This window comes from Thioclava indica (assembly GCF_000714545.1).
In the GTDB taxonomy this organism is placed as follows: Bacteria; Pseudomonadota; Alphaproteobacteria; order Rhodobacterales; family Rhodobacteraceae; genus Thioclava; species Thioclava indica.
The window spans coordinates 24,190-45,413 of record NZ_AUNB01000025.1; the positions used below are offsets into that span (position 1 = coordinate 24,190).

Here is a 21,224-nt window from a genome sequence, read left to right on the forward strand (position 1 = left end):
TTACAGCCATGAGCACAGCCAGCGATCGATCTCAGCGGCCACAAAACGGACTTTTGTGCCGATCCTGCGGCAGGGCAGGGTGCCCTCGCGCGCTTTGGTCATGAGGGTCGAGGGTCGGTAGGGCACGCCGATGGCCGCCTGCTCAGGGGTCAGCAATCGCTGTCGATAGGCTGCTTCCATTCCCGCTGGCGGCTGCCCGCCCTCAAACGCCCAGATCGTCTCCCACGAATAGCCCCTGCGCCGGCCCTCGCGGACCGGGAGCAGGAGGCTGTCTTTCTCGGCGCGCCAGAGCGTCGCATCGCTCCCTGCCTGCCAGCGGCGAAGCAGGTCGGCGGCACTCAGGAGGGTTGAGGCGTGGGTAAAGTGAGAGGGCTTGGAGCGTTTTGGCATGGGCAATGTCCTTTCGTTGGAAAGGAGAAAGGGACATTGCCGCTCAAATCCAAATTTTCGCGTTCAGAAATTTCGTGGAGTGGCCGGGTAGGGGATGCGGGTGTCCGGCTGAGGTCGTTTTGAGCTGCTGCAGAATTCCAGCTGCGGTCCTGCCCTATGGTTCCCCCTGTCTCGGGCACGGACCTGTCCGGAGCTTGTGCCACAAGGCGAGGCGGGAGCGTTCCGTCCTTCTTGCGCTTGTAATAAGTGGTTCGGCTCAGACCGTATTCTTTCCAAATCTCACTGCGTGAGGCGCTGTTCTTCGCGAGATACTCCGCTCGTGTTTGTGCCCCGTTCCGCGCCCGCCGTTTCCGTTCAGCCTCTGCTTTCCGGCGCTTTCGTTCTTGAGCAGGCATGATCTGGCGCAGGCCGTGGGCGCGTGCGTCCTCTCCTGAAATTCCGAGCCGTTCCGCGATTGTCCCGCCGGAATAATGATAGCGGCCATCTTTGAGTGGGGTCGCACCACGCTCCCGTGCGGCTTGCTTTTCCGCGCTGCGAATTATCGCGGCCACTTCCTGCGCGGGCAGATCAGGCGTTGCGAGCTGAGCTATCTCTTCGATTTTCTGGGCGAGCTGCGTTTCTCGGGGATCATGTGTCAGCGCGGTCGCGTAGAGATGCAGCCACGTGTTCCGCATGCCCTCCGGGAGTCGCCCGCCGTGCGCAACGCGGATAGCTTCGAGGTCATCGCGGATCTGACGAAAACGTACCGCCGGGGGAAGGCCGAAAGGCATCTCGCGTGGATTTACGTTCGTGCGCCGCTTCGCGCGTTTTTCTGCGCGCACCAATTGCAGCTCAGCGCGGGTGGGCAGGCCTGCGGCTTTGAAGATCTCGTCGGAGAGCGCGTCGAAGTCGTGTCGTGTGCCACTTCCACCGGAGGCGCGCACGCGCCTTCCGGATTTTTCATTGACGCTGCCCGGGATTCGAAACACGCGCGCCGCTTCCTGGCTCGCGCGATCGACACCGAACTTCACGAATACGTCCCCGAGCGCGCGCATGGTCGCCTGCCAGCGCATGAGAGCTTGGGGTGGCAATTCATCGATGAGCCAAATCAGGGCCGACCCGCACCCGCTCTGCAATAGCACCGATGGCGGTGGTAGGTTTGCAACGTCAAGATGCTTCAAAACGGCCCTCTCAACCACGCCAACATTACAGTCACGCCAGCGCGCCGTCTTATGCCAGTCGAGATCCACATAAAGCGCGTTCAGCACTATGAGTTGATCGGAGGTGCGGCGATAGCGGAAACGATTCAATGAGAGATAGGCGCGCCCGTCGAGCAGGCCGGGCAGGGCGAGTTCTAATTCGCTCGGAGCAAGGCAAAGATTGCGCGGCTCGTCGCCTTCGAACCAGAGCAGAGAGGGTCGGCCGTGCTGGTCTTTGGGGTGGAGAAGCTCAACATAAGCATCCGGAGAAATGTCGCTGATGCAGGATAGCGGGACGGAAACGCATTTGGAAAGATTTTGCATTGACCGGACATGGACCGGTCAAGAATTTGCAGAAGTAGATCGCAGCTTGTTTGAGTCGACCTTGAGTGCTCGGTCGCGTGGCGGGTCGGTAGGACAGGGCCCCTCTGTTTTGCTGGTGGGCTTTGTATCTGTCAGGCAGCCAGCAATTTAAGAATTTCTGATTTTGCCCAGAGCTGGTGGGTCAACGACGAAATTTCGACAGGAATCAGCCTCACAATGACCATTAAAGTGAACATAATATCTTTTGCGTTCATCTAAGTGTACATAAATTTGAAAGAAAGCTTTGTCCATTGTATGAGGCATCACTATGCTGGACGCGAAGACAACTTATGTTTGTTAAACTGCACAAAGTCAGAGTCCTATGAAGCGCAAAAGAAGCTACTCAAAGATCACGCGACAAGCCTTGTCTATCCTCGGCAAGCTGATCCGCGTTGGTCGCGTTGAGCGTGGCATGACCGCCCAGGAACTTGCCGATCGCGCTGGCATTAGTCGCACGACGCTTTACAACATCGAAAAAGGGGCACCCGGCGCTGAGATCGGCACGGTCTTTGAAGTCGCTGCACTCGTGGGTGTTCGCCTGTTCGAATTCGACGACCGGACGTTGGCTATGCACAACGCCCGCCTCGATGAAAAACTGACACTGCTGCCCAAGAGTGTCCGCCATAGCCGACAGGAGGTCGATGATGACTTCTAAGCTTATGCAGCACAAAGAGGCCTATGTCTGGATTTGGCTTCCGGGGGAGACGGAGCCGGTTGTTGCCGGCCGCATCACTCAAAGCGGCGACAGCTACACCTTCAACTATGGCACCAGCTATCTGAACCGCAAAGACGCGATCCCGATTTACGAGCCAGAGCTCCCGCTCCGCCGCGGCCTGATCGAACCGGCCGCTGGCCTGTCGATGGCCGGCTGCATTCGTGACGGCTCACCTGACGCCTGGGGCCGCAGGGTCATCATCAACCGCCTGGTGGGTCCCAAGGCTGGCGATGCCGAAGCCCGCGACCTCACAGAACTCACCTATTTGCTTGAGTCGGGCTCGGATAGGATCGGCGCCCTCGACTTTCAGGAATCCGCCACAGAATACGTTCCGCGTCTCAAGGCAGAGGCCTCGTATGAGGACCTTCTCGAAGCGGCCGCGCACATTGAAAAAGGCGTCCCGCTGACACCGGCCCTCGATCAGGCCCTCAATCATGGCACGTCGATCGGCGGCGCGCGCCCGAAGGCTCTGATCGACAATGGTGATCGCACACTGATCGCAAAGTTTTCATCAAGCACGGATCTCTACAGTGTCGTGAAAGCTGAATTCATCGCCATGAAGCTGGCCGCTGCATGTGGTCTGAATGTCGCCCCCGTCTCGATGATAGCTGCAGGCGGCAAGGATGTGTTGCTGATCGAACGCTTCGACCGCATCAAGGCAAAGGATGGTTGGCAACGCAAAGCCATGGTTTCAGCGCTGACGATGCTCGGGTTGGACGAAATGATGGCGCGCTACGCCTCATACGAAGAACTCGCCGAGATCATCCGCCATCGCTTCACCGATCCAAAAGGAACGCTCCGGGAACTGTACGGACGGATCGTCTTCAACATTCTTTGCGGCAACACGGACGACCACGCCCGAAACCATGCCGCCTTCTGGGACGGCAAGATGCTAACCCTGACTCCTGCCTATGACATCTGCCCACAAGGCAGAACCGGTAACGAAGCGACACAGGCCATGCTGATCAAGGGCCAGAACCGCATGAGTACGCTCCAAAGTTGCCTCTCGGTTGCCCCCGATTTTCTGCTCACCGAAGACGATGCCGAGACCATCATCGAGGACCAGATCACCGTGATCGCCGGTGAATGGGGTGCCATATGCGATGATGTCCGGCTGACCGAGATCGACAAGAACTTGTTCGCTGGCCGCCAGTTTTTGAATCCATACTGCACCAATAGCCTCGGCGCGAAGCACGCAGGGCTAATCGAACAATTCGATCAGGTGCGCGCGCAGATTACGGTTTAGAGGGATGTTGTTGGGTTGTGTCGCAAAGATTTGGGGTCCCTTCAGTTTCATCGTGTTTTGGGCTAGGTGAGAGAAAAGCAAGAGCAGGTACAAGAGCGGATGGCGATTGATTTCAAGGGCGTACATTACCCGAAGTCGGTGATCTTGTATGTGGTATTTTGCTACCTTCGCTAGGCTGTCTCCTACCGTGACCTCGAGGAGATCAAGGCTGAGCGTGGAGTTGCCGTCGACCATGCCACGCTCAAGGGTAGTGTCGCAAACTTTTGCCGAGGTTGAGGACGGCCGATCATCTGGACACAGTTATCCTGCCAGCGCCGCGAATTGCTGAACCCCGGTCTTCACTTTGTCGCCAAATTGCTCCTTGCGTATCATGTGGGAGTTGTCACGTTAACCGAAGGAATGGTGGTCAGCGCCATTGATGCGGGCGTCAGGCGACGGTGGCGGCGGCTTTCCACGCACGGAGAGCTTTCATCCGGTGGTAGCGAATGGTCAGGGCGGCGCGTCGGCGAGCTGGTACAGAGTGCGGATTTCAGAAATACCGGACAGCGATTACGCTAATTCCCGGACAGCTCGGGCACGGCTGATCATCTGTCCGCAGATCATGTTTCGGTTCGAATGGTTTCGGTATTTTTGGCAGAGGTCAAGGTCGCGTTTCGGTCCTTTCTGCGCATACTGTCTCCCTTGAGTCCGATGCGGTGTGCGTTGTGGACGATCCGATCGAGGATGGCATCCGTTACCCGGCAGGCGATGCTTGCATCGCCGAGAGGGGGCGATTGTGGGTTCTCCGATCATGTCATGCCATCCTGACACGGGCAGCTGGGCGGTGATGATGGTGGACCGCCGCTGGTAGCGCTCCTCGAAAAGCTCGAGTAGATCGAGACGCTGCTGATCGGTCAGGCCATGCGTGCCCCAGTCGTCGAGCACCAGCAGCTGGACGCGGGCCAGCTTGGGGTCTGATGCCGGATGGGGCAGGATAGTACGTTAAGGCTTCTTTGATCCTTTTTTGGGCCACCTGGGCAGATTCAAACGGCCGTCGCAACGGTTTCAAAATGGGGACGGTTATGACGATACACAAACGCGCTTCGGATCGAAGCACCCGAGAGAAGCTGAGTTCGCCGGGTAGACCGAAGGCAGCTCACCGAGAGCAGCACGTAATGTTCTGGCGCTTGATTGGCAAAGGACTTTCCAGCGAAGAAGCGGCGGTTCAGGTTGGCGCGTCTGCCCCGGTTGGCGGTCGTTGGTTTCGGGAGGCTGGAGGTATGCCACCATCACAATATTCAGAATCCTCGCCGCCTTTATCTGGGCGGTATCTGTCGTTTTCTGAGCGTGAAGAGATTGCTTTATACCGCGCTCAGGGCATGGGCGTGAGTGTCATCGCCCGCAAAATAGGACGGGCAGCATCGACGGTATCAAGAGAATTACGCCGCAACGCTGCGACACGCAGTGGCGGGTTTGAATATCGCGCGACAACGGCGCAATGGCACGCGAACCGAGCCGGAAGACGCCCCAGGGTAACAAAGCTGGCCGAAAACACGGCTTTGCGCCAGTATGTCGAAGATCGGCTGTCAGGCCAGATCGTGAGCGCTGATGGCGCAGTTATCGCGGGCCCCGATGTGCGCTGGACCAAGAGGCGTTCGGTTCGTCGCCAGCACCGCAAGTGGGCATTGGCTTGGAGCCCGGAACAGATTGCCCGACGGCTGCCATTGGATTATCCGGATGACCCTTTGATGCGTATCAGCCATGAAGCCATCTATCAGTCCTTATTCATTCAGGGCCGTGGCGCGCTGCGACGCGAACTGGTCGCTTGCTTGCGCTCTGGCCGCGCCTTGCGTGTCCCGCGCGCGCGACGAAAAGGTAAGGGAAGAAGCTTCGTGCCCGATGAGATCATGATCAGTGAGCGTCCGGCCGAAGTCGCGGATCGCGCTGTTCCAGGTCACTGGGAGGGCGACTTAATCCTTGGCCTAAGAAGTTCTGCTATTGGGACGCTCGTTGAACGCAAAACTCGTTTTCCCTTCTGCTGCACTTACCGCCGATGCCGGGTCACGGGGCAGGTCCGCGTCAAAAAAACGGCCCCGCTCTTGCTGGACATGGTGCTGCAGCCGTCCGGGATGCCGTCGCCAGATCCATTCGGAATCTGCCGAACCATCTACGCAAATCGCTAACTTGGGATCAGGGCGCCGAAATGGCCCAACATGAAAAGCTCAAAGACCAGACAGGAATCGACATCTACTTCTGTGACCCTCAAAGCCCATGGCAACGTGGCAGTAATGAAAATACCAACGGCCTTCTGCGCCAATACTTCCCAAAAGGAACGGACCTCAGTCAGCATGGACGAGATGAATTGGATGCAGTGGCATATACACTCAACAGTCGCCCTCGCAAAACGCTTGGGTGGAAAACGCCAGCCGAAGCATTGGACGAAATCATAGAATGAGTTAACAGCCGACCGTTGCGACGACCACTTGAATCCGCCCTGTATTCGCCGGTGAGAATGATGTGCGCCCACCCGAGTGGAGAGATGTGCGACAGAAGGTCTGGTGAGCAATCCAATCCAGTGCGGCGGCGGCTGGCGACAGCCTGACCGAGGTGCTTGGTGTTCCAGTAAATGATGATGGTGGTGAGCAGGTTCAGCTCGGCCATCCTGAAATGCTGCCCTTCACTTGTCCGGTCGGTGCCAATCTATTCCACGAGGTCACGCATCACCGCGATCAAGTCGGATTTGCCTTCGAACCCGATGCCCGGAAGCTCTGGCATGATGATATGGCCGTCTTCGACTTTCACGCCGTCGGGGAACCCGCCATAGGGCTGGAACAAGTCTGGGTAGCTCTCATTGCCGCCGAGGCTGAGCCCGGCCGCGATGTTTAGCGACATCTGGTGCCCGCCATGGGGAATGCAGCGCGACGGCGACCAGCCAAGCTGGTCCAGCATGTCGAGCGTGCGTAGATATTCTACCAGACCGTAAGACAAGGCGCAGTCGAATTGCAGCCAGTCACGGTCGGGGCGCATCCCGCCATAGCGGATCAGGTTGCGCGCGTCTTGATGCGAGAACAGGTTCTCTCCAGTCGCCATGGAGCCCGGATAGAATTCGGCCATCGCAGCTTGCAGCTGGTAGTCCAGCGGATCTCCGATTTCCTCGTACCAGAACAAAGGATACTGTCGCAGCATCTTGGCATAGGCGAGCGCGGTTTCCAGATCGAAACGGCCATTGGCATCGACCGCAAGTTGCGCCTCATCCCGGATTTCCGCTAACACAGCCTCGATCCGGCGCTGGTCCTCGTCGATCGAAGCGCCACCAATTTTCATCTTCACGACGGTGTAACCGCGCTCCAGATAGCCACGCATTTCATTGCGCAGAGCGGAATTGTCTTTGCCGGGATAGTAGTAGCCACCCGCGGCATAGACAAAGACACGCGGATTAGCCTCGACGCCCTTGCGTTCGGCCAGCATACGGAAGAGTGGCTTTTCTTCGATCTTCGAGATCGCGTCCCATACGGCCATGTCGATGGTGCCAACGGCAACCGAGCGCTCTCCGTGACCGCCGGGTTTTTCATTCTGCATTATCGCAGCCCAGATTTTGTGAGCATCGAGGTTGTCGCCCGCGTCGTTCATTAGTGACGCAGGGTCGGCTTCGAGGATGCGGTCGCGGAATCGTTCCCGGATCAACCCCCCCTGGCCGTAGCGTCCGTTCGAGTTGAAGCCGTAGCCGACCACTCGGCGACCGTCCTTTACCACGTCGGTCACCACAGCCACCAAGCTGGCGGTCATCTTGCTGAAATCGATATATGCATTCCTGATAGGCGAGGAAATCGGCTTGGTGACCTCACAAATGTCCACGATGCGCATTTCCGTGCTCCTTTCCCGTGGGGGTGAATGGTCCGAAGACTTTACCCAGACATGAATAGGAGAGCTGCAGGGAGCAGTTCCAATGCCGATTGGCACTGAATTCATGCGCGTTCTGCATGAATTATCAAGTATCCTGACTGACCACCTTCAGCCAGAATGCCTCGCAATGGGCCGACAGCCGGGAGCGCGGGCGGTAGATGACCAATTGCACGGGAACATCAAGCGAGGGGTCACCAGCGCGGACCAGAGTGCCGCGCGCCATCTCCTGTTCGGCGAGGGAGAGGGGAAGGAAGGCAACGCCTTGGCCTTCTTTCGCCATCTCAAGATTGGTCGACGCAAGCACAGAATTCATTTTGGTTTCGATGCCGCGACGCCCGTCCCCGATACCATGCGCCTCGAGGATTGCATGTAGGCCGGATGCGCTGGAATAAGCTATGAACGGAATTTGCGAAGCTGCGCTCCCGAGACGCCACAGGGGGCGACCGCTTTCATCGGGGGCGCAAAGCGGCACAAGTCGATCGCTGCCGATTGGATGAAACCGGAACTGCTTTTCCGGTAGATCTTCAGCAATGTTGGGTTTTTTATGGCAGATGAAGAAACTCACCTCGCCATTCTGTAAAAGCCGCACGCCTTGTCGATGCGTATCGGAGACCATGTTGAGGGCGCCGATCTGGGAGGGCCCGCCGACCTGCATCAGCCATTTCGGAACGAAGGTGTAGGACAGTGCGTGGGTAGCAGCGAGGTTCAGGGTCCGTTGCGCGAGCCCTGCGGCCTCCAGCGCCTCGAGCCGGGCCTCCGAGAGCATCCTGACGATAGCCTCCGCCCGCGGCTGGAACGCTCTTCCGGCCGCAGTCAGTGTGACCTGCCGCGTCGTGCGCTGGATGAGTGGCGTCTGAATCGCGGCCTCAAGTTGTTTGATGCGGCGGCTGAACGCGGGCTGGGTCATTTTGCGGTTCTCGGCGGCGCGGGAAAAATTCAATTCGCGCACCAGTTCCAGAAAATCATCGAACAGCGTCGTATCCATTCTCGCGCCTCCATGCTTAATACATGCATATTCGGCATGAGAAAGTTACGCAATTTTACTCAGCTCCGACGCGTTGACTTGGAAGGGCGCTTGCGAGTCGGCGGTGCGGATACGCTCCGCCAATAGATCGACGAAAGCCCGCACTTTGGCGGTCAGGTGGTGGCGCTCGGGATAGATGGCAGCGATGTTCGCGGTTTGGAAGTACTCAGGCAGCACGACGCGAAGGCGACCTTTGCGCACGAGCTCGGCGATGTCCCATTCAGAACGCAGCATGATCCCATGACCGTTCAGCATCCATTCGCGTGCTATGTCACCATCATTAGTGCTTAGCCCGCCGCTCACACGTGCTGAAGGGTTCTTGCCGCCCCGTTCGTCGAAACGCCAGATGTCGTAGATGTCGTGTTCCTGGCGCAGCACGATGCAGCTATGTCGGCGCAGATCCTCCAAGTTTTCGGGCATCCCGTGTTTTTCGATGTATGCGGGCGAAGCGCACATGAACCGACGATTTCTTTGTAACATCCGTTGTACCAGATTGCTGGTCGGTGGAGTTCCGAAACGAATGCTCAGATCGAAGCCCTGCTCGATCAGATTCATCGGCGCGTCGGTTACCACCAACTGCACTTCAACATCTGGGTAGGTGTCACAGAACGCGGAAACTGTTGGGGCAATATACTCCCTGCTGAAACCAAATGTTGCGTTGATCCGAAGCAGGCCGCTCGGCTGCTCGCTCCCGGAACGCAAACTATTTTCGAGCTCTTCGATTTCTCCCAGAAGACGTATTGCCTTGTTTAGATATGCTTCTCCTTCGCCGGTGAGGCTGACCCGGCGAGTGGTGCGGTTCATCAGCCTGACTCCAAGCCGATCTTCCAAACGTGCCAGACGGCGACTCACGGCCGAGGCTGTAATGCCTATTTCACGTGCGGTTTCGACGAAGCTTTCGCGCTGCGCCAAGAGGACGAAGAACCCGAGGTCGCTCTCACTCATTGCTTACCCAGATGCACTAATGATGTTCCTATTATGAAATTAACGATTTTGCAGAATTAGTCTAGCGTTTCCCTGTCCGCCTGTGGGGAGTTGGCGGATCCTGCTTGCGGCTTGGAGGACGTGATCAGGTGTAGGGGAAGCGACTGCGGGCCTAAGCCCGCAGCAAGTTTCCCCAAAATATCAGTTGCGGTTCCCCCGCAGCGCTTCTTGAGGAGGAAATTATGAAAAGAACACTCGCAGTCATTTTTGCCGGGCTACTTTCCGCGACGCCGCTCGCGGCTCAGTCTGTCGACGACTTCCCGAGCAAACCAATGACCTATATCATTCCGTTTAACGCCGGTGGCGAGTCGGACATCTCTGCGCGCTTCCAGCAGGCTGAGTGGGAAGCTGTCACTGGACAGCAGGTCGTGATCCAATACCAGCCCGGTGCGGGCGGTGCTCAAGCCTGGTCGCAGTTGAACTCATTGCCCGGCGACGGCTACACGATCATGGGTATCAACATGCCGCACACGGTTCTGCAGCCGCTTGCAGGGTCCGCAGGTTACAAGACCGAGGATCTGACGCCGGTCAACTATTTCCACTATACACCGAACGCGATCTTCGTGACGAAGGATAGTGAATTCAAGACTCTGGCCGACCTAGTCGACTATGCAAAAGCAAACCCCGGGCTGGTGACCTTTGCTGGATCGGGTTCGAACTCGGCCAACAATCTAGCGGCGGTGCAGTTCAACGAGCTTGCCGATATCAATACGACTTATGTGCCCTTCTCGGGCACCGGTCCGTCAATTACGGCAATTCTGGGTGGGCAGACTACGGCCGGCTTCAACTATGCAACCTCGGGCGTAAGCCAGGGCGACGCAATGAGGATGCTTGCGGTCGCTTCGGACGAGCGCCTGCCGGCGTTCCCCGATGTGCCTACCTTTAAGGAACTCGGTTACGACATTGTGGGCGGTGCCTATCGCGGGGTGGCTGTTCCGTCGTTGACGCCTGAGCCCATCCGCCAGAAGATTTCCGACATCGTAACCGAGATCAATCACCGCCCGGATTTCATCGAGAAGATGGAAAGTGCCGGCTTTGTGCTGACCGATATCGGTTATGATAAGATGGATGACTTCGTGGCTGCGCGGATCAAAGAATATACCGCTGGCGCCAAAGCGCTCGGCATTATCAAGTAACGGCGCGCGAAGATGGACATCATCGGCTATCTCGTGGACGCATTGACACCGCTCAATCTTGTCCTCGCGCTTGCGGGCGTGGTGCTAGGGACGATAATTGGTGCCCTGCCTGGGCTCTCGGCCACCATGGCGGTCGCGGTGCTTGTCCCCTTCACTTTCACAATGGATCCCGCCGCCGGGCTTATTGCCCTCGGCGCGATCTACACAGGCGCGATTTATGGCGGCGCCTTTGCCGCCATCCTCGTGAACACTCCGGGCACGCCCTCTGCAATCGCGACAACTTTCGATGGCTTCCCGATGGCGAAACGAGGCGACGGCGGTCTGGCGATCTCGCTGGCTACTATCTCTTCTGTTGTGGGCGGAATTGTCGGCGCGGTGGCGCTACTCGTGCTTGCGCCGCCCCTCGCCAAGGTCGCGCTGGCATTTGGTCCAACGGAATATTTCTGGCTCGCGATGTTTGGCCTCACTCTCATCGCGGCGCTTTCGGTCGGCAATACTGTCAAGGGCCTTATCGGCGCGTGTCTCGGACTCGTTTTATCGATGATCGGTGTGGCAGTGGTGGGTGGCGACGTCCGCTACACGATGGGGATGCAACGATTTCTGGCAGGTATCGACCTGACCTCGGCGATCATCGGGCTCTACTGCGTGCCCGTTATCCTGGATCTTGTGGCCAACGCCGATCCGCATTTGAAGCCCTCGGAAACGGGCGGGCTGCGCTTTCGCGAAGGCACGCGCATTGCACTGAAGCGTAAGTTCAACGTGATACGCTCTTCCGTCATCGGCACCATAATTGGTGTTCTGCCGGGAGCCGGCGGGTCGATTGCTGGGCTGGTGTCCTATTCGGAAGCGCGCCGCACGTCGGAAAATCCTGAGAGCTTTGGCAAGGGCAACCCGGACGGGGTGATCGCCACGGAATCTGCAAACAATGCGACTGTCGGGGGTGGATTTATCCCGACGCTGGTTCTGGGCATTCCTGGTACGCCTCCTGATGCGATCATTCTCGGCGCGCTGCTGGTGCAAGGGATCAAGATTGGACCGACCCTGTTCACGACGGACGGCAATATCGTCTACACGTTCATTTGGGGTCTTCTCATTGCGACCCTTCTGATGCTGCCCGTCGGTCTGCTGATCGGTCGCTACGCATATTCAACCATCGTCAAGGTACCAAAGGCCGTGCTCGCCCCGACGGTAGCGCTGCTGACCATAATCGGTTCTTTCGCGATCCACTCGAACGTCGATGATGCCCAACTGATGGTTGGTCTTGGTATCCTCTCTTGGATCTTGAACCGATATGGCTTCCAGCCCTCTCCCATCGTGCTGGGGCTGGTTCTCGGGTCGATCGCCGAACAGGGTTTCGTTCAGACCTACCTGATCGGTAATGCCTCAGGGCGCATGACGGAAATGTTTTTCATGCGGCCGATCAGCATCGGTATCATCTGTGCGGCGCTATTGACGCTCGGCTTCCCTTTCTGGGCGGACTGGAAGGCAAAGCGTCGTCGGCAACTCGGGCAAATTGCCGAGCCGATTGCCGATGACGGAACCGAAATCACCCCCGAGCATAAGCAGCGAGACTTGCCTGAAATAGGGTTCGCGATCCTCTTCATTATCCTCGGAATTGGGATTTATCTGGGCGCATCCGGCATGTCGGCGCTCGGGTCGGTTTTCCCGAAGACAATCGCGGCCGTGCTGATCGCCTTTTCAGCCTTGCTTATCGCGATGAATTTGCGTCGCCCCGCTGGCGGATCGTTCAAGCTGGCCAATCTGAATGCCGGGGCGATGCGTCGGATTTCGCTCGGTGTCGTCCTTCTGGCGTGGGTCTTTCTGATGCCAGTGATCGGCTTTCTCGTCACGAGCATGATTGCCTTTGTCGCGATCATGATCGTCGCGGACTATGACCGTCCCCCCGCGAAAACATGGGCAATCTGGATCGTATCCGGCTTGCTGATTTGCACCGGCTTCTGGTGGCTCATGGCAAATGTCCTGCTGCTCCGCATGCCCGCCGGGCTTTTGATCTAAACTGGAGAAACTTATGAGTAAACGTAATCACAAGATCGCCGCCATCGGCGGCGACGGAATCGGTGTGGAAGTTGTCGACGCCTGTCTCGAGGTCCTGCACGCTCTGGCGGACAAGGACGGCGGCTTCAGCTTTGCCGTCGAAAATTTCGACTGGTCGACCGAACGCTACAAGCGCACCGGGGAATTCATGCCCGCAGATGGCGCGGACCAGCTGCGCGCCTTCGATGCCATCCTGTTCGGTGCGGTTGGCGCGCCGGATGTGCCTGACCACCTGACGCTATGGGGGTTGCGCCTCTCGATCTGCCAGCCCCTCGACCAATATGCCAACGTGCGGCCTACCCGGGTGCTGCCCGGCATCCAGTCCCCCCTGCGCCACGTCAACGATGGTGAGCTCGACTGGGTGATTGTCCGCGAGAACTCGGAAGGCGAATATGCGGGGCAGGGCGGACGCTCGCACCCCGGCCTGCCGCTGGAGGTGGCGACGGATGTCTCGATCTTTACCCGCGCGGGGATCGAGCGGATCATGCGCTTTGCCTTCAAGTTGGCACAGTCGCGGCCTCGCAAGCTCTTGACCGTGGTGACCAAGTCGAATGCCCAGCGGCACGGCATGGTGCTCTGGGACCAGATCGCCGCCGAAGTGGCAAAAGAATTCCCCGATGTCACCTGGGACAAGATGCTGGTCGACGCAATGACCGTGCGCATGACAATGGACCCGGCGTCTCTGGACACGATCGTCGCCACCAACCTGCACGCCGACATCCTGTCGGACCTTGCGGCGGGGCTCTCGGGCTCCATCGGCGTCGCGCCTACGGCGAACCTCAACCCCGAGCGCGAGGCGCCCTCCATGTTTGAACCAATCCACGGCTCGGCTTTCGATATCACCGGCAAGGGCACCGCCAACCCGGTGGCGACTTTCTGGACTGCCGCGATGATGTTGGAACACCTAGACGAGAAACCCGCCGCCGACAGGTTGATGTCCGCCATCGAGACCATCACCGCGAACCCGGACCTGCACACGCCCGATCTGGGCGGTAACGCCACCACCCGTATGGTCACCGATGCCGTCATTGAGGCCGTGCGCGGCCGCAACGACTGAGAGGCAGAGATATGGAAAGTAACCATCTGAACATCGCGGTCATCCCCGGCGACGGGATTGGCAAGGAAGTGATCCCGGAGGGGCTGCGCGTGATGGAGGCTGTCGCCAAGCGGCACAGCATCGACATGCGGTTTGACGATTTCGACTTCTCGTCCTGCGACTATTACCTCAAGCACGGCCAGATGATGCCCGACGACTGGAAGGACCGGATTGGCGGCCATGACGCGCTGTTTTTCGGCGCCGTCGGCTGGCCCGGAACTGTGCCGGATCATATCTCGCTCTGGGGCTCGCTGATCCAGTTCCGCCGGCAGTTCGACCAGTATATCAGCCTGCGCCCCGCGCGGCTGATGCCGGGCGTGCCCAGCCCATTGGCGGGGCGCAAGCCCGGCGACATCGACATGTGGATCGTGCGCGAGAATACCGAAGGTGAATATTCTTCGATCGGCGGCAAGATGTTCCCGGACACGCCGCGCGAGGTTGTGATGCAGGAAACGGTGATGAGCCGGATCGGCGTGGACCGGGTTCTCAAATACGCTTTCGATCTGGCAGCAAAACGCCCGCGCGCCAAGTTGACCTCGGCCACGAAATCTAACGGTATCTCGATCACTATGCCCTATTGGGACGAACGGGTTGCCGAGATGGCCAAGGCCTATCCTGGCGTGAGCGTCGACAAGTATCACATCGACATCCTGACCGCGCATTTCGTTCTCAACCCCGACAAGTTCGACGTGGTCGTGGCGTCGAACCTGTTCGGCGACATCCTGTCCGATCTCGGCCCGGCCTGCACGGGCACTATCGGCATTGCGCCTTCGGCCAACATCAACCCCGAGCGGGATTTCCCCTCTCTGTTCGAACCGGTGCATGGCTCGGCGCCGGATATTGCCGGGCAGGGCATCGCCAACCCGATTGGCCAGATCTGGGCGGGGGCGATGATGCTGGATCACCTCGGTCATGCCGAGGCCGCAGCGGATGTGGTTTCCGCTATCGAGCGTGTTTTGGCAGAGCCTGCCTTGCGCACCCGCGATCTTGGCGGACCGGCGGACACCGTGACTTGTGGCAAGGCGGTAGCCGATGCAATCGGCTGAACACCTGCTTCTAGCGATGCTGGACGCGGCCATCGCCGCCGCCGACCCTGCGACTGTTCTCGCTCGGCATCTGCCCCCGAAACCTGCGGGGCGGTGCATCGTCGTCGGGGCAGGCAAATCCGCCGCCTCGATGGCGAAGGCGTTGGAGCAGGCCTGGCCCGACGTCGATCTTTCGGGGGTCGTAGTAACGCGGTATGGGCATAGAGTTCCGACCGAACGCATTCAGGTCCGGGAGGCCTCCCATCCCGTGCCTGACGCCGCCGGAGAAAGCGCGGCAAAAGAAATTCTCGCCGCCGCACAAGCTGCGGGGTCTGATGACCTTGTGCTGGCACTGATCTCTGGCGGTGGTTCAGCCCTGATGCCGCTGCCCGTTTCCCCCCTTACGCTGGACGAGAAGGTCGAGGTCAACCGTCTGCTGTTGAAATCCGGCCTGACGATCGAGGACATGAACCGGGTCCGCCGCCGCCTTTCGCGGATCAAAGGAGGTGGGCTGGCCATTGCCGCAGCCTCCGCGCAGCTGATATCGCTAGCGATCTCGGACGTGCCAGGAGATGACCCCGCCGCCATCGCCTCTGGTCCAACGGTTCCCGATCCCTCGGTCACCGAAAACCTGTCGCATCTTGTCACCCGGCTCGGCCCTTCCCTGCCGCAGGCAGCGCGCGACATCTTGCTCGCAGATCCTGAACCAACAACCAGTTTCACCCCTGACTTCCGCATCATTGCGACACCTCAGATGTCGCTGGAAGCCGCAGCCCAAGTTGCCCGCGACGCGGGCGTTTCGCCAATTCTGCTTGGCGACGCTCTGGAAGGCGAGGCGCGCGAAGTCGGGATCATCATGGCGGGAATAGCCAAAGCGGTGCGGACCCATGGCACGCCAGCGCGTGCGCCAGCTGTTCTACTTTCAGGTGGGGAAACTACCGTATCCATTGGCGACACAAAACCTGGGCGCGGTGGCCGGAATACCGAATTTTTGCTGTCCCTTGCTCTTGCCCTGAACGGCTCCGAGCATATCCATGCACTTGCCGCCGACACCGACGGGATCGATGGCACGGAAGACGCCGCTGGTGCCCTGATCGGACCCGACTTTCTGGACCGAAGCCAAGCGGTGGGGCTCGATCCCAAGGCCTATCTTGGCGCTCATGACAGCTACAGTATTTTCAATCGGCTGGACGCATTGATCCACACCGGGCCAACTATGACAAATGTCAATGATTTCAGAGCGGTTCTCGTTCTCTGAAGTTGGGATGAAGGTCTCCATCGTGATCCGCGACAGACGAGCCAAAATCGTTGCCACAGTGGGGCCAGCGAGTGGCTCTTCGTTCATGCTGCGCACCTTGTTCACGAAAGGCGTTGATACGTTCCGACTGAACTTCAGTCACGGTGAGCACGCTATCCACGCCGCGACGGTCGACACGATCCGGGCGCTGGAACGGGAGGTCGGCGTGCCAATCGGCATCCTGCAAGACTTGCAGGGCCCCAAGATTCGGCTTGGCCGCATAGCTGAAGGCGAGCGGATGATGGAACGTAGTGAAAAGATTGGGCTGGTGGCTGAGGACACCACGGACGATTTGACAGCGATACCCCTGCCGCATCCCGAGATTTTCGATGCAATCGCGCCCGGACACCGGCTGTTCATTGATGACGGGCGGGTCCAGTTGATGGTTGTTGCAAAGGCCCCGGGCCGGATCGAGGCAGAGGTTCTCGAAGGCGGAAAGGTCAGCGACCGCAAGGGCGTGAATCTGCCGGACTGTGTTCTTGAGCTGCCCGTCTTGACCGAGAAGGATCGCGTCGACTTGGAATATGGCCTGTCGCTTGGTGTTGACTGGGTGGTTCTGTCGCAAATTCTGAAAGCACTTCAAATAACTTGAATATTGTTCTTTTGTGATCGGAAAGTAGGCTGAAATTTGAAATTCCGCTGCTAGACTCGCTGAGTATCATCTCAAATTGAAGCTCCCTCACGCACAAAGCGGTGTTGGCGAGGAACAATATTCCGCGCAAAAAAACTTTGCGACAGAACCGTTTCGAGGCTCCGGTCTGCACCAGCCATCCGGACTTCGTCTTCTGCGATGCCGCCGAGGCGGAGTTCGCCATCCGCCGCGTGGGCGGCGTCGCGGGGCGGATTTTCGACGATCCCGCGCATCGCTCGCCGAGCTCGCATCTCTTTGTGAAAGCCGCCGAGGGCGTCAGTGCGGAACATCTGCGCGACCGCTTCACGCAGCTGGATTTCAGCGAGGTGCGGGAAGATGCCGTCGCTCATTACTCGGTCGCGCAGAGTGACGTCGTCGCGCTCTACGCCGCGCTGATCACTGCAGAGGGGCAGGCAAGCCCTTTGGTTGATCGCAACGGCGGCGGTCCCAAAGACAAGCCGCGCGAAGACCGCCCGAAGGTTGTCAAGAACAAGGCCAGTTATCAACTGCCGCGCGAAGCACAGAGCCTGGCGCCCAAGGCGCCGTCCGGGCTCAGTATCGCATTTTTGGGGGGTGGGATCGCAATCTCAATTCCTTCGCCAAAGCCTTGAGCAGAAGATCGCACGTTGGGTCGCCGTCGTAGGCACCGTCCGCTAGAAACTGGTCGACGGGGCTATCAATTTGATCCAACAGACATGGCAGCGCGGTGGAATCTCCGACGCATGGGCAATGATCTCCGGCGGAAAGCGGTGGCGCTTGTAGCTGATGGACAGTGACTGCATCAGCCCCAGCTACCTTCAAATCGTGGACCCAGCAATCGGAAGTGGTTGACGTGACTATGCCTAACCAGATGTTGTCAGTCTGTTCTTGATACTTGACACGGGTTTTGGTCTAAGTCGATGAAACCCCTGCAGGAGGAGCGGCATGTCGAGCAAACAGCCTGTCAAGTCCTTAACACGAAAATCAGTGGAGCTCTTCGCGGGTGCAGGCGGTCTTGGGATCGGGCTCGCACAGGCGGGCTTCATTCCGCAAATGGTTGTCGAATACAACAAATGGTGTTGCGATACCCTTCGCGACAACCACAGAATTCTCGGTGAGGATGACCTATCGAATGGAAAGCATCCGTGGGGTGTTGTCGAGGGCGACGTCCGCGAGATCGATTTCACGCCGATGGCGGGAAAGCTCGATTTGATTTCAGGCGGTCCGCCCTGTCAGCCGTTCAGCTTGGGCGGTCGTCACCGGGCCTTTGACGACGCTCGGGACATGTTTCCACAAGCCGTGCGCGCAGTGCGCGAAGCGCGACCTCGCGCGTTCGTCTTCGAGAACGTGAAAGGGCTGACCAGAGCATCGTTCCTGAATTACTTTGAGTATGTGAAGCTCCAGATGGAACACCCCGAACTCGTCGCAAGATCTGATGAGGAGTGGCCGGACCACCTTCGCCGTCTCGAGCAACACCATACCTCCACAAGGCGCCCCGGATTGCACTATCAGGTGGTCACAAAGCTACTCAACTCGGCGAATTACGGTGTGCCGCAAAAACGGGAGCGCGTGCTGTTCGTCGGATTTCGTGACGACGTGGACGCGCGATGGTCCTTCGGGCCGGGAGACTTCACGCAGGAAGCACTCGTTTGGGATCAACTTTTCGGGGATTACTGGGAGCGTCACAGCGTTGCCCAGAAAGACCGGGTTCTCGAAGGTCGGGCACTCCAGTTGTCAAAGCGCCTATCGCTCGAAGAGAAGCCCGAGAGCTTACCTTGGCGAACCATACGCGATTCCATCGGGGATCTGCCGGACCCAGAGAAAAGCAGAACGTCGCAGAAGATATTGGACCATCGCTTCCAACCAAACGCAAAGGTCTATGCAGGCCATACCGGCAGCTATCTTGACGAGCCATCAAAAACGCTCAAAGCGGGGGTTCACGGTGTCCCTGGCGGTGAGAACATGCTTCGCAGGGCAGATGGGTCCGTGCGATATTTCACTGTACGCGAAGGGGCTAGGATCCAGACGTTTCCAGATGGCTATAAGTTTCATGGTGCCTGGAGCGAGTGCATGCGACAACTCGGGAATGCCGTCCCTGCGGAGCTTGCACGCGTTGTCGGCGAGAGTGTTGCTGACAGGCTGAACGAGTCCAAGGTCGCCTGATAATGGCACGTAAACCAGAGCTTCAGAAAGCGGATGAGACGGCGGCTGCCTTGGGGCAGTTCGCAGAGATGGTTCAGGACACGGAAATGACCGCACCGTCGCGAAAGCGGGTCTTGGCGACGATTGCAGAGATGAAAGACGCACTGCACACCCTCGAGCGAAGTATTGACCCGGTACGACTGCCCGCAGCCTTCTTCGACCCCTCGGAACCGCGCCTGATCGGGCATTTCGTTGCCTTGGCTTTACTCTCTCAGGAGCGCAATCCACTCGAGTCGATCGCGCCATTCTATGGGGCTGGCGTCTATGCGATTTACTATACAGGGCCTGCCGATATTTATGCGCCGATCTCTGGCACCGAGACCCCCATTTATGTCGGCAAGGCTGATCCTCCGACCGGGGCAAAAACGGTTGTCGAGCAGGAAACGAAACTCTTTGCCCGACTGAGCGAGCATCGCAAAAATATTGAAAAAGTCCAAGGCATCAACCTGAGGGACTTTGAATGCCGGGCCTTGGCGGTGCAAAGCGGATATCAGGCTGCCGCCGAGAACCATCTGATCCGCCTTTTCTGGCCGATATGGAACAACGAGACCAAAATACTTTTCGGGATTGGCAAACACGGCGACGCCGCGACGACCCGTGCGAACAACAAGTCGCCATGGGACACGATGCATCCTGGTCGCAAATGGGCCGCAGGAAATCCAGAGGCCAAATCCGCTGACGATATTCGCACGGATGTTGCTGAGCATTTTCGAACCAAACCTATGTTTAGAACAACAGAAGATGTATTTCGCGCTTTTGCGCAAGGCATACGACAAGCCGATCGTCTTGATCCTGACGACGAGACCGAAATGGATGACGAAGCCGACGAGATCCGCTGATTATTCGCGCAAAGTTTACATAAGACGGATTATCAGGCGAATTTCTTGTAGCAGCAAAGCGATAATGTCATCCCTGTGCAATTCAGGAATGTCACTCTCTTGTTCAAGTGAGCAACGGGAGATTGGACATGGGATGGATGATCATGAGCGAGCGCGAGTTAAATCGCATAGAGGTTTTGGCGCAGGTTGATGATGGCCGGCTGAGCGTTGAGAACGGTGCCAACATGCTGGATGTGACGAAGCGCCAGATGTTCAGACTGCTGAAGCGATATTGAAGTGGTCCTGCTTTTTCGGACAGGTTTGCGGCTCAGCTAAGATGCATCTGGGTTAGGTTTCATGCCGCGTGGTTCATCTGTATCGGGTCAAAGTATGCGTCGTCGGGAGTTCGTTTATCAAGCGCTGTGTGGGGCCGCTCAACGTTGTAGAACTCGATCCAGTTGTCGATGACGCGTTTGGCTTGGAATCCGTCCTGCAATTCGTGTAGGTAGACGGCTTCCTGCTTCAGGGATCGCCACAGACGCTCGATAAATATGTTGTCGAGGTATCGCCCCCGACCATCCATTGAGATTTTGATCTTGGCATCGGTCAGCGTGGTGATCCAGGCTGAGCCCGTGAACCGCGATCCTTGATCGCTATTCATGATCTCGGGCCTGCCGTATTTGGCAATGGCCTCTTGCAGAGCCTCAACACAGAAGCTGGCATCGAGAGTGTTTGATAGCCGCCAGGATAGCACCTTGCGTGTCGCCCAGTCCATGATCGCGACGAGATAGAGGAATCCACGCCGGACAGGAATGTAGGTAATATCAGTGCACCAAACGTGGTTCGGGCGGGTGATCGGCAGTTTCCGCAGCAGGTAAGGATAAACCGGGTGTTGGGGGTGCTTCCTGCTGGTGTTGGGGCCTTTGTAGATAGCCTGCAAACCCATGACCCCCATCAGACGCCGCACACGGTGGCGGCCCGCATGGAACCCGTTTCTGGGCAGATATGCTGCGATCTGGCGGCTGCCAAAGAACGGATACTTGGTGAACACGCGGTCGATTTCGTTCATCAACTCCAGCGTTTCAGCATCTATCCCAACCGGCGTGTAATACAGCGATGATCGGCTGATCTTCAGCAACGTGCACTGCTTGGTCAGGCTCAGGTCAGTGCGGTCTCGGTGGCATCGTCAAGTTATTGACGCGG

At 58.3% G+C, this 21,224-nt stretch carries 17 protein-coding genes and 8 pseudogenes; 13 read left to right on the forward strand and 12 right to left on the reverse strand.

What is annotated here, in order from left to right; translation table 11 throughout:
- Together DT23_RS19870 and DT23_RS19470 are read right to left on the reverse strand one after the other, a co-directional pair.
- Positions 1 to 390 (reverse strand): helix-turn-helix domain-containing protein, encoded by a 390-nt coding sequence (locus tag DT23_RS19870; RefSeq protein ID WP_038130597.1) that lies wholly within the window; start codon positions 388 to 390, stop codon positions 1 to 3.
- Complete coding sequence (locus DT23_RS19470) at positions 339 to 1,892, reverse strand: hypothetical protein (protein ID WP_156023900.1); 1,554 nt, start codon at positions 1,890 to 1,892, stop codon at positions 339 to 341. Before DT23_RS19470 ends, DT23_RS19870 begins: the two co-directional genes overlap by 52 nt.
- 361 nt (positions 1,893 to 2,253) lie before the next feature.
- Between DT23_RS19470 and DT23_RS09080 the strand changes: the two genes are divergently transcribed.
- The 3 genes and pseudogenes from DT23_RS09080 to DT23_RS19015 all read left to right on the forward strand — a co-directional run.
- Positions 2,254 to 2,586: a helix-turn-helix transcriptional regulator gene (locus DT23_RS09080; protein WP_081847037.1), complete on the forward strand. Its 333-nt coding sequence runs from the start codon at positions 2,254 to 2,256 to the stop codon at positions 2,584 to 2,586.
- Positions 2,576 to 3,892 carry a type II toxin-antitoxin system HipA family toxin gene (locus DT23_RS09085; protein ID WP_038130601.1) on the forward strand — a complete coding sequence of 439 codons (1,317 nt, stop codon included), beginning with the start codon at positions 2,576 to 2,578 and terminating at the stop codon, positions 3,890 to 3,892. The genes DT23_RS09080 and DT23_RS09085 overlap by 11 nt, the downstream gene beginning before the upstream one ends.
- Positions 3,893 to 3,991: 99 nt before the next feature.
- A pseudogene (locus DT23_RS19015) lies at positions 3,992 to 4,156 on the forward strand (IS6 family transposase); the annotation flags it as partial.
- Between the two features lie 163 nt (positions 4,157 to 4,319).
- Here the strand turns inward: DT23_RS19015 and DT23_RS20325 are convergent.
- The 3 genes and pseudogenes from DT23_RS20325 to DT23_RS20335 form a co-directional block, all read right to left on the reverse strand.
- Positions 4,320 to 4,421: pseudogene (locus tag DT23_RS20325) on the reverse strand (IS6 family transposase); the annotation flags it as partial.
- 70 nt (positions 4,422 to 4,491) lie between these two features.
- Positions 4,492 to 4,641 carry an ATP-binding protein gene (locus DT23_RS20330; protein ID WP_420804686.1) on the reverse strand — a complete coding sequence of 50 codons (150 nt, stop codon included), beginning with the start codon at positions 4,639 to 4,641 and terminating at the stop codon, positions 4,492 to 4,494.
- A gap of 79 nt (positions 4,642 to 4,720) precedes the next feature.
- Positions 4,721 to 4,816: pseudogene (locus DT23_RS20335) on the reverse strand (AAA family ATPase); the annotation flags it as partial.
- Positions 4,817 to 4,953: 137 nt separating this feature from the next.
- Between DT23_RS20335 and DT23_RS19025 the strand changes: the two are divergent.
- Positions 4,954 to 6,326 (forward strand): annotated as a pseudogene (locus DT23_RS19025) (IS30 family transposase).
- Positions 6,327 to 6,364: 38 nt separating this feature from the next.
- On the opposite strand, the pseudogene DT23_RS19030 reads toward DT23_RS19025, so the two are convergent.
- The 4 genes and pseudogenes from DT23_RS19030 to DT23_RS09100 form a co-directional block, all read right to left on the reverse strand.
- A pseudogene (locus DT23_RS19030) lies at positions 6,365 to 6,562 on the reverse strand (Tn3 family transposase); the annotation flags it as partial.
- A gap of 9 nt (positions 6,563 to 6,571) precedes the next feature.
- Positions 6,572 to 7,735, reverse strand: coding sequence for a mandelate racemase/muconate lactonizing enzyme family protein (locus DT23_RS09090; RefSeq protein ID WP_038130603.1), 1,164 nt, complete (start codon positions 7,733 to 7,735; stop codon positions 6,572 to 6,574).
- A gap of 124 nt (positions 7,736 to 7,859) precedes the next feature.
- The gene (locus DT23_RS09095) at positions 7,860 to 8,759 is read right to left on the reverse strand and encodes a LysR family transcriptional regulator (protein WP_038130604.1); all 900 of its coding nucleotides are present in this window, start codon (positions 8,757 to 8,759) and stop codon (positions 7,860 to 7,862) included.
- Between the two features lie 45 nt (positions 8,760 to 8,804).
- Complete coding sequence (locus DT23_RS09100; RefSeq protein WP_038130606.1) at positions 8,805 to 9,743, reverse strand: LysR family transcriptional regulator; 939 nt, start codon at positions 9,741 to 9,743, stop codon at positions 8,805 to 8,807.
- A 221-nt stretch (positions 9,744 to 9,964) separates the two neighbouring features.
- Between DT23_RS09100 and DT23_RS09105 the strand changes: the two genes are divergently transcribed.
- The 6 genes from DT23_RS09105 to DT23_RS09130 are packed head-to-tail and all read left to right on the forward strand — an operon-like array spanning position 9,965 to position 16,983.
- Complete coding sequence (locus DT23_RS09105) at positions 9,965 to 10,918, forward strand: tripartite tricarboxylate transporter substrate binding protein (protein ID WP_038130607.1); 954 nt, start codon at positions 9,965 to 9,967, stop codon at positions 10,916 to 10,918.
- Positions 10,919 to 10,930: 12 nt separating this feature from the next.
- The gene (locus DT23_RS09110; RefSeq protein WP_038130608.1) at positions 10,931 to 12,934 is read left to right on the forward strand and encodes a tripartite tricarboxylate transporter permease; all 2,004 of its coding nucleotides are present in this window, start codon (positions 10,931 to 10,933) and stop codon (positions 12,932 to 12,934) included.
- A 13-nt stretch (positions 12,935 to 12,947) separates the two neighbouring features.
- On the forward strand, positions 12,948 to 14,030 hold the full coding sequence (locus DT23_RS09115; RefSeq protein ID WP_038130610.1) for a tartrate dehydrogenase: 1,083 nt from the start codon (positions 12,948 to 12,950) through the stop codon (positions 14,028 to 14,030).
- 11 nt (positions 14,031 to 14,041) lie between these two features.
- Positions 14,042 to 15,115 carry a tartrate dehydrogenase gene (locus tag DT23_RS09120; RefSeq protein WP_038130611.1) on the forward strand — a complete coding sequence of 358 codons (1,074 nt, stop codon included), beginning with the start codon at positions 14,042 to 14,044 and terminating at the stop codon, positions 15,113 to 15,115.
- Entirely contained in the window at positions 15,102 to 16,352 is a 1,251-nt protein-coding gene (locus DT23_RS09125) for a glycerate kinase type-2 family protein (protein ID WP_038130612.1), read from the forward strand. The genes DT23_RS09120 and DT23_RS09125 overlap by 14 nt, the downstream gene beginning before the upstream one ends.
- A gap of 7 nt (positions 16,353 to 16,359) precedes the next feature.
- Positions 16,360 to 16,983, forward strand: coding sequence for a pyruvate kinase (locus DT23_RS09130; RefSeq protein ID WP_051697168.1), 624 nt, complete (start codon positions 16,360 to 16,362; stop codon positions 16,981 to 16,983).
- Positions 16,984 to 17,054: 71 nt separating this feature from the next.
- Here the strand turns inward: DT23_RS09130 and DT23_RS20010 are convergent, their stop codons facing one another.
- Together DT23_RS20010 and DT23_RS20015 are read right to left on the reverse strand one after the other, a co-directional pair.
- On the reverse strand, positions 17,055 to 17,372 hold the full coding sequence (locus DT23_RS20010) for a hypothetical protein (RefSeq protein WP_240473580.1): 318 nt from the start codon (positions 17,370 to 17,372) through the stop codon (positions 17,055 to 17,057).
- A 188-nt stretch (positions 17,373 to 17,560) separates the two neighbouring features.
- Positions 17,561 to 17,742, reverse strand: a pseudogene (locus DT23_RS20015) (IS5 family transposase); the annotation flags it as partial.
- A 204-nt stretch (positions 17,743 to 17,946) separates the two neighbouring features.
- Here DT23_RS20015 and DT23_RS09140 point away from each other — a divergent pair.
- The 3 genes and pseudogenes from DT23_RS09140 to DT23_RS19810 all read left to right on the forward strand — a co-directional run.
- The gene (locus tag DT23_RS09140; protein WP_051697169.1) at positions 17,947 to 19,164 is read left to right on the forward strand and encodes a DNA cytosine methyltransferase; all 1,218 of its coding nucleotides are present in this window, start codon (positions 17,947 to 17,949) and stop codon (positions 19,162 to 19,164) included.
- A gap of 2 nt (positions 19,165 to 19,166) precedes the next feature.
- On the forward strand, positions 19,167 to 20,042 hold the full coding sequence (locus DT23_RS18560; protein ID WP_051697170.1) for an Eco29kI family restriction endonuclease: 876 nt from the start codon (positions 19,167 to 19,169) through the stop codon (positions 20,040 to 20,042).
- Positions 20,043 to 20,170: 128 nt separating this feature from the next.
- A pseudogene (locus DT23_RS19810) lies at positions 20,171 to 20,314 on the forward strand (ISNCY family transposase); the annotation flags it as partial.
- 95 nt (positions 20,315 to 20,409) lie between these two features.
- On the opposite strand, the pseudogene DT23_RS09150 reads toward DT23_RS19810, so the two are convergent.
- Positions 20,410 to 21,198: pseudogene (locus tag DT23_RS09150) on the reverse strand (IS3 family transposase); the annotation flags it as partial.
- Positions 21,199 to 21,224: the final 26 nt, after the last annotated feature.